The sequence below is a fragment of the Streptomyces sp. NPDC041108 genome, assembly GCF_055592645.1.
Genome location: NZ_JBVIYK010000009.1, coordinates 202,018 through 214,360, shown reverse-complemented (window position 1 = coordinate 214,360; position 12,343 = coordinate 202,018). Strand labels below are relative to the sequence as shown.

Genomic DNA, 12,343 nt, shown 5'->3' with positions numbered 1-12,343 from the left:
ATCACGCGGGGCTGAGCAGCCCCGCGTGATGCCGCTCCGCGACCAGCGGATGCGCCCGCAGCTTCCCCTTCAGCTCGTTGAACCCGTACTCGGCGAACAGCGGATTACCCGGATCGTCGGTGACCCCGGGCGCGACGGACGCGTACGGGAAGACGAGCGGCTCGACCCGCGCGTCGAGGCGGGGGTTGTAGAAGAACGGCACCGAGAAACGCTCGGTCGCCCCGGCCGGACTGACGACCCGGTGCCGGGTGGCGAGCAGATAGCCGTTCGTCGCCACCTCCAGCAACTCCCCGAGGTTGACCACGAACGCCCCCGGCATGGGCGGCACGTCATGGAACAGCCCGTCCGCGCGCTCCACCTGCAGCCCACCGACCTGGTCCTGCAGCAGCAGCGTCAGGAACCCGTAGTCCTTGTGGGTCCCCACCCCCTGACCGGCGCCGTCGCCCGAGCTTCCCGGGTACCGCACGAGCTTCAGATGCGGATGCGCCCGCTCCCCGAAGACCGGGTCGTAGAAATCGGCGGGCGCCCCGATGGACACCAGCAGCTCACGCAGCAGCCGCTGCGCCACGGAGCCGAGCCGGTCGATCCACGCGAGGGCGGCGTCCCGTAGTTCCGGCAGGGAGTCGGGCCACTGGTTGGGCCCCTGCAGCCACCAGTAGGCGGGCTCGCCGTCGCCCGGCGGGCGCGCGGTCCGCTCGGCCCCGATGTCCAGCTGGTCCCGCCAGTCCCGGCTGCCGCCCGTCCGCTCGTCGCCGGTGCGCGTGTACCCCCGGAAATGCGGCGAGTTGACGTTGTCGATGGCGAGCCGCTCGGCCTCGGGCAGGGCGAAGAACCGCCGCATGGCTCCGGTGAGCCGGCGGGTCTCCTCCTCACGCACCCCGTGGCCGACGAGCTGGAAGAAACCCACGTCGTGCGCGGCACTGTGCAGCTGCGCGTGCAACAGCGCCCGCGCCTCGGGTCCGCGATCGGCGGCGGAGAGATCGATGATGGGCAGCTGGAGGGACGACGATGTCGTCGCCGAGTTCGTCATGAGATGCGTCCGAGAGGGAGAGGGGAGTGCTGGGGCCGGGTTCCGAGTTCAGACGGAAGGCCGACAGCCCATGCTCGTGACGCGCACGAAGTCCACGTGCCGGCGTCGAACGAGTATCGGAAGCATGGTGAAAGCATACTGCGCCCTACGAAACGCAGACGACCCGCAGACTCTGGGTCCCTCCGCCCAGGGGCGGAGAAGCCGGCCGGACGTACCGGCGAGTCTGCGGGTCGGGTGACTGCTTGAGATTGGGCCGGCTGCACGCTCGATGTGTGCTGGTCCGGCACCGCACTGTGTGTGGTGCAGGGCCGCTAGCCCGCAGCCACCTCACGCGTCCGGTTGCAATACATCTGCCGAACCACCTCCTCTCTCGTGTACCGCACACCCTAGGAAGCGCTCCGAGGACGCTCAAGTGATTTTCCGAGGGGATTGCCGAGGAATTACCGCAGGACGGCGAAGATCCCGCGTGCCCGGGTGTCGTCCGGCAGCGTCCAATGGCCGGTGACCTGGCCCTTCACGGGGGACGGGAGGTCGGAAGGGCCTGGCTGGAGGACGCGGTTCAGGTGGAGGACGGGGGCGCCGGGGCCGAGCTTCAGTTCGGTGCCCTCGGCGGTGTCGGTGGCGGGCGAGGCGGGCGCGGGCAGGGGCCCGTCGCCCTCGTAGGAGCGGGTGACCTCGTGGTCCGGGGTGTCGGTGAGGCTCTGGGCCTGGGGTTCGGCGCGGCCCTCGAACAGCGCGAGGAGCTGGGCGACCAGCACCGGGTCGTGGCAGCCGTCGTAGGCCCAGCGCCTGCCCAGGACGCCGTGTTCCATCGTCCCGACGAGGGCATGGCCGGCATCGGGGAGAGGGGCGCCCCGGTAGGTGAGGGGGACCAGGTAGTGGACCGGGGCCGGGCCGGAGGTGTCGGTGGCGACCATGAACTCGATGCCGACCTCGCCCTCGGGGTCGTCGAGCCGGAAGCCGCCGGCCCTGGCCAGTACCGGGGCGTCCGGGCCGCCGGCGTACCAGGGGCGGGTGGGCAGCCAGGAGGCCAGGAGTTCGAGCTTGGTGGGCTTCAGCGTGGTGTGGTGGATGACAGCCATACGGGGATTCTCCGCCGGGACGATCAGCGGACGCGAGTCCTCGATTCCCCTTCCGCGAAACCACCCACACCCGCTACTCCGACGACCTCTCCAGGGCTTCGAGGTCCAGGGCCGTGGCGATGCGCAGGGCGACGCCCTCGGCGTAGGTCGCGTCGGAGCGTTCGAAGGGGGTGCGGCCGGCGGTGCGCAGGAAGGTGACCACACCGAGGGTGCGGCCCCGGCTGCGCAGGACCGCGCAGAGGGCGTGGACGGTCTCCGGGGGCCACTGGCGTCCGGTGGCCCACTCGCGGGCCGCTTCCGGGGTGGCCGTACCGGCGCTGGCGCGGACCGAGCCCGCCCGGTCGACGCATTGAAGGGCCGGGTGGCCGGGGCCGTAGCGGACCGGGATGCCGGCGTGACCGGCGAGATGGCTGGGGCCGGGCCGGCCGGAGGGGGTGGCGGCGGCGCGTACCAGTCGGGCGGGACCTTCGCCGTCGGTGAGGGAGCCGCCGGAGACCCGGTCGATGAGGGCGTGGTCGGCGAAGCCGGCGAGGGCGAAGTCGAGGTGGACGGTGGCGGCCTCGCCGGGGTCCTCGCACTCGGCGGCGGCCCGCGCGGCCCGGTGCAGCTGGTTGACGCGGAAGCGGAGCTGCGCGGCCTCCTGCTCGGTCTGTTTCGACTCGGTGACGTCCTGGAAGAGCCAGCCGACGCCCAGGGGAACCGGTTCCTCGGCCAGCGGTGAGGCGAGGCGCAGGAAGCCGCTGCGCCAGCACCTGCGCTTCTCGCCGTCAGGGGTGCGCACGCCCACCCAGATCTCGGCGGGCGCGGGCGGGGCGCCCTCGGCGAGGACGTGGGTGAGGGCGCTCTCCAGTTCCTCGACGCCCTGGGCGAGGAGTTCGCCGAGGGGGCGCCCGAGGACGGCCGTGCGGCCCACGCCGAGGGAGCGGGCCGCGTGGGCGTTGACGACGGCGGGGCGCAGGTCGGCGTCGACGAGGACGACACCCCAGGACGCGTCCTCGAAGAGGGCCTCGCTGAGGGCGATGGACCGTTCGAGGTCGATCTGCGCGTGGACCTCGCTGAAGGCGCAGTACAGACCGGCGGGCTTGCCGTCGGGCCCGGGTACGGCGGCGGACTGGGTGCGGACGAGGACGCGTCCGCCGTCCTTGGTGACCAGGGCGAACTCGTGGACCTGCCGGCCGACGGCGTGCATGGCGGCCATCAGCCGCCCCTCGATCTCCTCGGCGTCGGCGGTCCGCACGGCCCACCCGGCGAAGCCTCGGCGGCCCACCGCCTCCTCCGCGCTCCAGCCCAGGATGCGTTCGGCCTCGCGGTTCCAGTGGGTGACGACGCCGTCGGCGTCGAAGGCGCAGAGGGCGGCGTCCATCCCGTCCAGCAGGGCGGCGAGGAGATCCGAGCCACCGGAGTCCGTGAATCCTCCGGTGCCGTCGGTGTCCTCGGTGTTCACCGTGTCCTCGATGTCCTCGGCGTCCTTGGTGTTCTTGGCGTCCTTCGTGTTCTCGTCCGTCGGACCGTTCCGCTCGGGCTCGTCGGGTCCGAGCTCGTCGGTGGTCCCACGACGCCGGGAAGCACTCACCTGAACCCCCTGCAGGCTGCGTTACGTCCGCGTGTACGGCGTGTACGGCGCGTCGGTTCGCTCACTGGCCATCATTCAACTCGAACGTGACCCAGCCCACATCTGGTTCACGCAAGATTTGGACGAAATCGTTGTTCGCGGGATTTCCTCCTCACCCTTCTCAACGTTCCCACGAACCCGGGTGCTCAGTCAGCGCAGGTAGAAGATGCGGTCTCCGTACTCCCGCATGATCCGGTCGTTCCAGTCGAGACCGCCGTCGACGTTCCCGGAGCGGAGCAGGGGCGGCTCGATGCCCCGGTCCGCGAGGGAGGCGGCGGCGGTGGCCATGACCGACTGGAGGATGGCGGAGGTGACGACGGTGGAGGCCGGGGCGAAGGGGGCGGGGATGGTGTCGAGGGTGAGTTCGGCGTCGCCGACCGCGATCTTCGAGTCGAGGACGAGGTCGCAGTGGTCCTTGAGGAAGGTGCCGGAGGAGTGGCGTGAAGTCGTCGCCGTGGCGTATGCGACGGAGGTGAGGCCGATGACCTTCACTCCACGTTCCCGTGCGTGCGCCGCCATCTCCACGGGCAGGGCGTTGCGGCCGGAGAGGGAGATCACGACCAGCAGGTCGCCCGCGCGCAGGGGGCTGTTGTCGAGAACGGCGGTCGCCAGTCCGTCGACCCGTTCCAGCGCGGAGCCGAGCGTCGCGGGCAGCACGTCGACGCCGACCGTGCCGGGGACGGCCAGCAGGTTCATCAGGGCGAGACCGCCGGCCCGGTAGACGAGGTCCTGGGCGGCGAGGGAGGAGTGCCCGGCCCCGAACGCGAAGAGGCGGCCGCCCTCGGCCACGGTGTCCGCGATCAGTTCGCCGGCCGCGACGACCGCTTCCCCCTCCTCGTCCCGCACGCGTTCCAGCAGCCCGATCGCCGCGTCGAGGAACCGCCCACCCGTCGTGCCGCCGTCCAGCCCCATGCGCCGACCCCTTCACCTTCTGCCGAGTCCCGAGTGTCGCGGATCACGTTAAAGGTCTGGACCAGTGAGGTGTCAATGCGGCTGCGGGTGAGCGGTGGTGGCCGGTCGCGTGCGATCCGCGGCCGCGGTCGCGGTCGCGGTCCGGGCACGGGCGGTCGCGGTCCGGGCCCGACCTCTCCGGCCTCCGCCGGAAAGGGGTGCCAGGTCACAAATCGGCCACTCGGCGCGAGTCATACCGCCGTCGTTCCCCCGGCACCACCCGGTTGTCGGTCGGATGCGTAAGAATTGGGTCCAGGGCCAGCGCAGCAAGCCGCAGCAAGCCGGTACGGCCGTCGAAGCCTCCGGCTGGATCTCATCGAGGGGCACGTATGTCCGGACTGATCGATACGACGGAGATGTATCTCCGCACCATCCTCGAGCTGGAGGAGGAAGGTGTGGTCCCCATGCGTGCCCGGATCGCCGAGAGGCTCGACCAGAGCGGCCCGACGGTGAGCCAGACGGTCGCGCGCATGGAGCGCGACGGCCTGGTGGGCGTCGCCGCGGACCGTCACCTGGAGCTGACCGAGGAGGGCCGCCGGCTGGCGACGCGCGTGATGCGCAAGCACCGCCTCGCGGAGTGTCTGCTCGTCGACGTGATCGGCCTGGAGTGGGAGCAGGTGCACGCGGAGGCGTGTCGCTGGGAGCACGTGATGAGCGAGGCGGTCGAGCGCCGCGTCCTGGAGCTGCTGCGCCACCCCACCGAGTCGCCGTACGGCAACCCGATCCCGGGTCTGGAGGAGCTGGGCGAGAAGGACGGCGCCGACCCCTTCCTGGACGAGGGCATGGTGTCGCTGGCCGACCTCGACCCGGGCACCGAGGGCAAGACCGTGGTCGTACGCCGGATCGGCGAGCCCATCCAGACGGACGCCCAGCTGATGTACACGCTGCGCCGCGCGGGCGTGCAGCCCGGTTCCGTGGTGAGCGTGACGGAGGCGGCCGGCGGTGTCCTCGTGGGCAGCGGCGGTGAGGCGGCGGAGCTGGAGGCGGACGTGGCCTCCCACGTCTTCGTCGCCAAGCGCTGACACTCCCGCTGGAACCGCCGCCGCTGCCGCCCCGGCGGCGGTAGCGGCGCCCTCCACGCGCGGCGCCGGTCCTTCGCCCCCACCGCCGACGGGCGGCGGGGGCAGGGTCGGGCGTCGCCCGATGCCGCCCTACCGGCCGATCCCGGCCGCCGACCGATGCTGCCTCTGCCTCCGGTGCTGCCGTGCGGCGCCGGGCCTCCGCTTCGGCCGGGGAGGGGACAGGGGCCCGTGTCGACCGGTGGCGCACCGGTGGGTTCCGGTCTCGGTGGCCGGCCGTTGTCGCCTTCTGTCCTGCCGTGCTGCCGCGCCGATGTGCGGCTCCGGGCTTCGGTCCTCGTCATCGCGGGGTGCCGGTGCCCGCGCGGCCCGATGCCGCCCCCGACCGATCCCGGCCGCCGGCGCCGGCCGATGCCGATGTCGATTCCGCCGACGCGTCATGTGTGGCGGCGGCCCTCGCCACCGACGATGCCGGGCCCGCGGCGACGGACGTCGAGCCCGACGGATTCCCCCGCCGGTGTCGTGCCCGACGGATTCCCCTCCCCCGCCGGTGTCGCGTGCCGGACGATTCCGGCCGCCGGTGTCGGGTCGTGGCGGCTTCTGGCCGTCGTTGTTCGGGGTGTGCCGGCGGATGTCCGTATCGGCCACCAACTCCCGGTACTGGAGGGGAAGTTGTGCGCTGCCGAGGTCCGTGTCCGAGATCCCGGCGAATCGAAGATTCAGTGCGCCGAATCGCAGCGCGCGGCCCGTTCGCATGCGAGGCTTGCGCGTGAGGCATATGACCTGAGGGGCTCTTGGCCGCCCGAGACGGCGGATCTCCGGTGGCAGGGGAGGGGGCAGGGCGTGATGTGCCGTGGACGTGAGGAGGGCCCCGGCGCCACACGGCGCCGGGGCCTGTCCTCCCCTGTGCTGACCCGGAGCCCCGAGCTCCCAGGGTCATTCCCCTCGGACCGTTGTCCCCGAGCGGTCCGCCTCCCGTTGAAGATCTCCCCTCGGCGGCGGCGGGCAATCCTTGAGGGGGGTCACTCGAACGAGGGGTGTTGGCGCCCAGGGCGGCATCTTCGAATGTGTATTCGATAACGTGTGCGGCGTGGCGTCGCGTGACTCGTGCCATAACTGATGCGCACACCCCACACGTAACGTGTCAACCGATATGCACGCTGTAACACAAGTGCCCGTCGTCCGAGCGGCGCGCACAGGGCGACAGCGGCGGGAGCGACGGCGGATGCGGCGGGGAAGCAGTAGGAGCAGCAGCGGAACAGCGGAACGACAGCAGTTGGGACGAGTGGACCGACCGGCTCGAAATGGGTACACGAGGCGGGAGCGAGCGGTCCGGGCGGGAGTCTGGGGGGTGCCAATGGTGCGGCGCATCGACGTGACGGGAGCGGACGGCGTGAGTCTCGCCGCCTGGGAGTTCGACGAACCGCCCAAGTCCGGTGAACACGAGCCCCGGCCGGGGGTGCTGTTACTGCACGGCCTCATGGGCCGCGCCTCCCACTGGGCCCCCACCGCCCGCTGGCTCTCCGAACGGCACCGCGCCGTCGCACTGGACCAGCGCGGCCACGGCCAGAGCGCGAAGCCGGAACAGGCTGCTTACACCAGAGAGGCCTACGTCGAGGACGCCGAGGCCGCCGTCGAACAGCTGGGCCTCGGCCCGGTCGTCCTCATCGGCCACGCCATGGGCGCGCTGACCGCCTGGCAACTGGCCGCCCGCCGCCCGGACCTGGTGCGCGGCCTGATCATCTGTGACATGCGGGCCTCGGCGCTGGGCGCCGCCTCGCAGCGCGAGTGGGAGAACTGGTTCAAGGCATGGCCGCTGCCCTTCGCCACGCTCGCCGACGTCCGCAAGTGGTTCGGCGAGGACGACCCCTGGGTGGAGCGCCCGAGCCCGTCCCGCGGTGAGTTCTACGCCGAGGTCATGCACGAGGGCCCCGACGGCTGGCGGCCCGTCTTCGACCCCGAGCAGATGCTGAAGACCCGCGAGACGTGGGTGTACGACGCGCACTGGGAGGAGTTGACCCAGGTCCGCTGCCCCGCCCTCGTCGTCCGCGGTCTCGACGGCGAGCTGGGCCGCGCCGAGTCCCAGGAGATGGTCCGCGTGCTGCCCCACGGCCAGTACGCCGAGGTCGCCGACGCGGGCCACCTCGTCCACTACGACCAGCCGGACGCGTGGCGCGCGGCGATAGAGCCGTTCCTGGACGGCTTCACGGACTGACCCCTGACGAAGCGAAAGGGCCCCGCATCGCTCCGGGGCCCTTCCTCGTGGTCCGCGCGGCGCCGGCACCCAGGCAGGCACCACCGTGACCCCAACAGGACTCTCACGCGAGCGACTTGACTCCCGGAACGCCTGGACCGGACGTGACGGGCGCAGCCTTGCTCCCCCTGCTTCCCCCCGCACCGATCCCGAAGGCGGCCATCACGGACCGCACCTCCCCCGTCGACGTGGAGAGTCAGCGACGTCCGTCCCGGCCGCACGCGTAGGCGAGCGGCGAGATCAGTTCCTCCGCGTCCGGCAGCCACCGGTTCGCCGGCGTGGGGCGCCGGGCCCACTGCACGGCCCCCCGCGACCCGTACCGCGTGGGCGGAGCCGCCACGTACTCGCCCTCGCCCAGCGCCTTGAGGTCGAGCGCCAGCGGCGACCAGCCCAACTTCCGTACGAGATCGGGGACCTTGACGGAGGCACCGGGCAGCACGAAGAAGTGCATCCGGCGGTCCGGCGTCCAGGTCACCGGGCCGAGGGTCAGCTCCATGCGCTCCATGCGGGCCAGTGCCAGCAGACCGGCCGTCTCGGGAACGTCGATCGTGTCGAACGTATGGCCGGTCGGCAGCAGGATGGACGCCGTGGGCTGCTTCGACCACAGACGGCGTGCGACGGTCGCACTGCCTGTCGCCTGGGTCGCCCAGTCCTCGCGCGCCGGGTGCGCGCCGGGGGTGGCGCACAGTGCGCTGCCACAGGAGCATTGCTGCACCCCGTCGACGGCTTCCAGCCACGTACCGGGGAACACGTCCCAGTGGCGCTCTTCGGCGTATCGAACGGCGGTGTCCAGCAGCGACTCGCCGCGCTGCTTCGGGATTTGGGCAGCTTCAGGGCCCGCGATGGTCTCTTCCACGATGAACACAACTCTAGCGGTCATCAGGGGTTACGGAAGTCACATGCGCGGGGGAGAGCATCACCGATCGGCCCGGGGCGCATCGGCGCACGGGCGGGGGCGCGCGGGCGGGATCACGGAGTGAGCCGGGTAGCCACGTGTGGGGTACAGCATCCGTGTTTACCCCGGCAATCCTGGTATGTCTCGCATCTTCGGTATGTCGGCGGGGCATTGATCTTCGAGGCCGGATCCTTTCGATATGTGGGTACACGTATGCGAGAGGGGGCGGCCGCTGAGGACACGTCAACTCGGTGCGTGGGCAAGGCACCACAGCCACAGGGGGTACGCCATGGCCGCAAGGCCGCTCGTCGCCAGGCAGCCGAACGAACGACTGCAGGCGCTCATCCAGGAAGCGGGCTGTTCCAACGCCGGGCTGGCCCGGCGGGTCAACATGTGCGGCGCGGAGCACGGCCTCGATCTCCGCTACGACAAGACGTCCGTGGCCCGCTGGCTTCGGGGACAGCAGCCGAGGGGCCGGGCGCCCGCGATCATCGCCGAGGCCCTCGGCCGCAAACTGGGCCGGACGGTCACGATCGACGAGATCGGCATGGCCAACGGCAAGAACCTCGCGTCCGGGGTCGGCCTGCAGTTCTCGCCGACGGTGCTCGGGGCGATCGAGCAGGTCTGTGAGCTGTGGCGCAGCGACGTGGGGCGGCGGGACTTCCTGTCCGGCTCGTCCGTCGCCGCCTCCGCGCTCGTCGAGCCCAGCCGGGACTGGCTGATCTCCACCCCGGACGCCCAGGTCGCCCGCACGGCGGGACCGCGCGTGGGCCCGGCCGACGTGGACGCCGTGCGCGCGATGACACAGGCGCTCGTCGACCTCGACCACCAGTACGGCAGCGGGCATGTACGGCCGGTCGTCGTGCACTACCTGAACAGCGTCGTCTCGGGGCTGCTCGCCGGCTCCTACCGGGAGGCGGTGGGACGGGAGTTGTTCGCGGCGGTCGCCCGGCTGACCGAACTCGCGGGGTACATGGCCGTCGACACCGGGCAACCCGGCCTCGCCCAGCGGTACTACATCCAGGCGCTCCGCCTCGCCCAGGCCGCGGGCGACCGCGCGTACGGCGGATACGTCCTCGCCGCCTCCATGAGCCACCTCGCCGCACAGCTCGGAAACCCGCGGGAGATCGCGCAGTTGGCGCGCGCGGCGCAGGAGGGGACACGGGGGCGGGCCACTCCGCGCGCGGAGTCGATGTTCCACGCCGCGGAGGCGCGCGGGCACGCGCTGATGGGCGACGCGCGCGCCGCCCAGGCCGCGGCGGGGCGGGCCGTCGAGGCGCTGGAGAGCGCGGACCCCTCTGCGGGGGACGACCCGGTGTGGATCCGGCACTTCGACGAGGCATACCTCGCCGACGAGTTGGCGCACTGCCACCGGGATCTGGGGCAGGCGGAGGCGGCGGCCCGGCGGGCCGAGGAGTCGTTGGCCAGGCATCCGGAGTCACGGGCTCGGCGGCGGGCGATCGGGTATGTGCTCCTCGCCACGGCGCAGGTGCAGCAACGGGAGATCGAACAGGCCTGTCACACGGGGATGAAGGCCGTGGAACTGCTGGGGTCGCTGCGCTCGAACCGCGGGGCCGAGTACCTGGACGAATTCCAGCAGCGGCTGGAGCCGTTCCGGGAGGAGGCGGTGGTCAGGGAATTCGGGGCGCGGATGGACCTGCAGGCGGCGTAGAGCGCCGCGGATGGGGTACTGGGACGGCTCGCGCGGCTTTTCCCGCGCCCCGAGGAGGGCTTCGGCCCCTCGTGGGGGCGCGGGTGGTGCAAGGGCTGTCATCCGGAACCGGTAGCGTGAGCCGACGATTCCGCAAGTCCCCCATTCGTAGGAGTCCCGGTGACGCAGAGTGGACAGGGCGAGGAGCCCTCGGCGCGTACCGCGCGCGAAGGCATCGTGCTGCCCTCGGACGGTGGGGCGCCGCTCCATCCGAGCGATCTGCCACCGGCGCCGCTGCCGCCGGCCCCGTCCCAGCCGTGGGACCGGCGCGGGCCGTGGGGCTCCGAGGAGGCCGCCGCGCCCGCCGACCACTGGAACGGCACGCCGTCGGCGCCGCCCGCTCCGGAGTGGGGCGGCCAGGGCGGTCAGGGCGCGTACGACGAGTACGGCGCCCAGGCCGCGTACGGCACCCAGGGCAGCGGGACGCCGTTGCCGCCCGAGGGTTCCCAGGGGCAGGCGTACGGCCTCGGAGGGTACGGCGGCGTGGGCTCGGGCGAGGCCCTGCCCCCGGTCGCGGGTGAGGTGGCGATGCCGCAGGCACCCATGGACGAGGGGGCCACCCAGTACATCCCCCCGGTGCCGGCCGCCGGGGCCATGCCGATGGACGAAGGGGCCACGCAGTACATACCGCCGGTGGCCGCGCAGGCGCCCGCCGCGGAGGCCGCCACGCAGTTCCTGCCGCCGGTCGGGCCGGGCGCGCTGCCGCCCGAGGCGTCGGCCGACGCGACGGCGTACCTCGGGCGGGTGCCGGACCACGGTGCCGGGCCGATGCCGTCCACCGGCCACCCCGGACAGCCCCCGCACGCGATGCCGGGCGGGAATCCGGACGCCCAGCCGACGCAGTTCATACCGCCGGTGGCCGCGCAGACGCCCGCCCCGCCGCAGCCTTACGGCGCACCGGGGCAGCAGCGGGCGCAGCAGCGCCGGCAGCCCCAGCAGCAGCCGGACGTGTTCGACAGTCTCTTCCGCAGCGACGCGGGGTCCGCGGGTGTCTCCGGGGCCACGCAGCAGATGCCGAAGATCGACCCCGCGCAGGCCCCGCAGCCGCCGCACGGCCCGGGCGGTCACGGTGGTCGCGGTGGCCACGGCGGTCACGGTGGCCACACCGGGCGGTCGTCCTCCGCGAGACGGGAGAGCGGGGGCGGAGGGGCCGGCCGCACGAAGTCCCGGGTGCCGCTCATCGCGCTCGTCGGGGTGGGGATCGCCGCGCTCGGCATCGGGGCGGGCGCGCTGATGGCCGGGCCGTCGGACAAGTCGTCGTCGAGCGCCAACACGCCGGTGGCGGCGACCGGGGAGCCCGAGGAGTCGAAGGCGCCGGCCGACCCGGCGAAGGAACAGGCGGTCGCGCTGGACAAGCTGCTGGCGGACAGCGGCAACAGCCGCAACAGCGTGATCAAGGCGGTCGCCGCCATCAAGACCTGCACGAACCTGGGGCAGGCCGCCACGGATCTGCGGGACGCGGCCAAGCAGCGCAACGAGCTGGTCACCCGGCTCGGTGAGCTGTCCGTCGACAAGCTGCCCGGCCACGAGGCCCTGACCGCCTCGCTCACCAAGGCCTGGCAGGCGTCCGCCTCCGCCGACGACCACTACGCCGCGTGGGCGGACCAGACCGCCGGCAGGAAGGGCTGCCGGAAGGGCCAGGCCCGCCCCACCGGCCAGACGCAGGCCGGCAACGCGGCCAGCGGCACCGCCAGCGCCGAGAAGGCCAAGGCCGCGAAACTCTGGAACACGATCGCCACGAAGTACGGCCTGACCCAGCGCCAGGCGGTCCAGCTGTAGCGACGCGACG

9 protein-coding genes are annotated in these 12,343 nt (G+C 72.5%); 4 read left to right on the top strand and 5 right to left on the bottom strand.

The window, feature by feature from the left end; translation table 11 throughout:
* Position 1 precedes the first annotated feature (1 nt).
* From ACZ6BB_RS25710 to ACZ6BB_RS25695, 4 genes are all read right to left on the bottom strand, one after another.
* Positions 2-1,030: an isopenicillin N synthase family dioxygenase gene (locus ACZ6BB_RS25710; protein ID WP_471617519.1), complete on the bottom strand. Its 1,029-nt coding sequence runs from the start codon at positions 1,028-1,030 to the stop codon at positions 2-4.
* A gap of 440 nt (positions 1,031-1,470) precedes the next feature.
* Positions 1,471-2,112, bottom strand: coding sequence for a maltokinase N-terminal cap-like domain-containing protein (locus ACZ6BB_RS25705; RefSeq protein WP_471617518.1), 642 nt, complete (start codon positions 2,110-2,112; stop codon positions 1,471-1,473).
* Positions 2,113-2,185: 73 nt separating this feature from the next.
* Positions 2,186-3,685: a PAS domain-containing protein gene (locus ACZ6BB_RS25700; RefSeq protein WP_471617517.1), complete on the bottom strand. Its 1,500-nt coding sequence runs from the start codon at positions 3,683-3,685 to the stop codon at positions 2,186-2,188.
* A gap of 189 nt (positions 3,686-3,874) precedes the next feature.
* A complete protein-coding gene (locus ACZ6BB_RS25695; RefSeq protein WP_471617516.1) occupies positions 3,875-4,636 on the bottom strand; it encodes an SIS domain-containing protein in 762 nt (253 codons plus the stop codon).
* A gap of 368 nt (positions 4,637-5,004) precedes the next feature.
* Here ACZ6BB_RS25695 and ACZ6BB_RS25690 point away from each other — a divergent pair, with 368 nt between their 5' ends.
* Complete coding sequence (locus tag ACZ6BB_RS25690; protein ID WP_013002761.1) at positions 5,005-5,697, top strand: metal-dependent transcriptional regulator; 693 nt, start codon at positions 5,005-5,007, stop codon at positions 5,695-5,697.
* A gap of 1,354 nt (positions 5,698-7,051) precedes the next feature.
* A complete protein-coding gene (locus ACZ6BB_RS25685) occupies positions 7,052-7,909 on the top strand; it encodes an alpha/beta fold hydrolase (RefSeq protein WP_471617515.1) in 858 nt (285 codons plus the stop codon).
* A 235-nt stretch (positions 7,910-8,144) separates the two neighbouring features.
* Here the strand turns inward: ACZ6BB_RS25685 and ACZ6BB_RS25680 are convergent, their stop codons facing one another.
* A complete protein-coding gene (locus ACZ6BB_RS25680) occupies positions 8,145-8,828 on the bottom strand; it encodes a bifunctional DNA primase/polymerase (RefSeq protein ID WP_471617514.1) in 684 nt (227 codons plus the stop codon).
* Positions 8,829-9,132: 304 nt separating this feature from the next.
* Between ACZ6BB_RS25680 and ACZ6BB_RS25675 the strand changes: the two genes are divergently transcribed.
* Positions 9,133-10,515, top strand: a complete 1,383-nt coding sequence (locus ACZ6BB_RS25675; protein WP_471617513.1) for a transcriptional regulator — start codon at positions 9,133-9,135, stop codon at positions 10,513-10,515.
* 159 nt (positions 10,516-10,674) lie between these two features.
* A complete protein-coding gene (locus ACZ6BB_RS25670) occupies positions 10,675-12,333 on the top strand; it encodes a hypothetical protein (RefSeq protein ID WP_471617512.1) in 1,659 nt (552 codons plus the stop codon).
* Positions 12,334-12,343 lie beyond the last annotated feature (10 nt).

Coding starts and splice junctions, on each gene's coding strand:
- ACZ6BB_RS25710 (WP_471617519.1), bottom strand. CDS start 1,030: ATGACGAACTCGGCGACGACATCGTCGTCCCTCCAGCTGCCCATCATC.
- ACZ6BB_RS25705 (WP_471617518.1), bottom strand. CDS start 2,112: ATGGCTGTCATCCACCACACCACGCTGAAGCCCACCAAGCTCGAACTC.
- ACZ6BB_RS25695 (WP_471617516.1), bottom strand. CDS start 4,636: ATGGGGCTGGACGGCGGCACGACGGGTGGGCGGTTCCTCGACGCGGCG.
- ACZ6BB_RS25690 (WP_013002761.1), top strand. CDS start 5,005: ATGTCCGGACTGATCGATACGACGGAGATGTATCTCCGCACCATCCTC.
- ACZ6BB_RS25685 (WP_471617515.1), top strand. CDS start 7,052: ATGGTGCGGCGCATCGACGTGACGGGAGCGGACGGCGTGAGTCTCGCC.
- ACZ6BB_RS25680 (WP_471617514.1), bottom strand. CDS start 8,828: ATGACCGCTAGAGTTGTGTTCATCGTGGAAGAGACCATCGCGGGCCCT.
- ACZ6BB_RS25675 (WP_471617513.1), top strand. CDS start 9,133: ATGGCCGCAAGGCCGCTCGTCGCCAGGCAGCCGAACGAACGACTGCAG.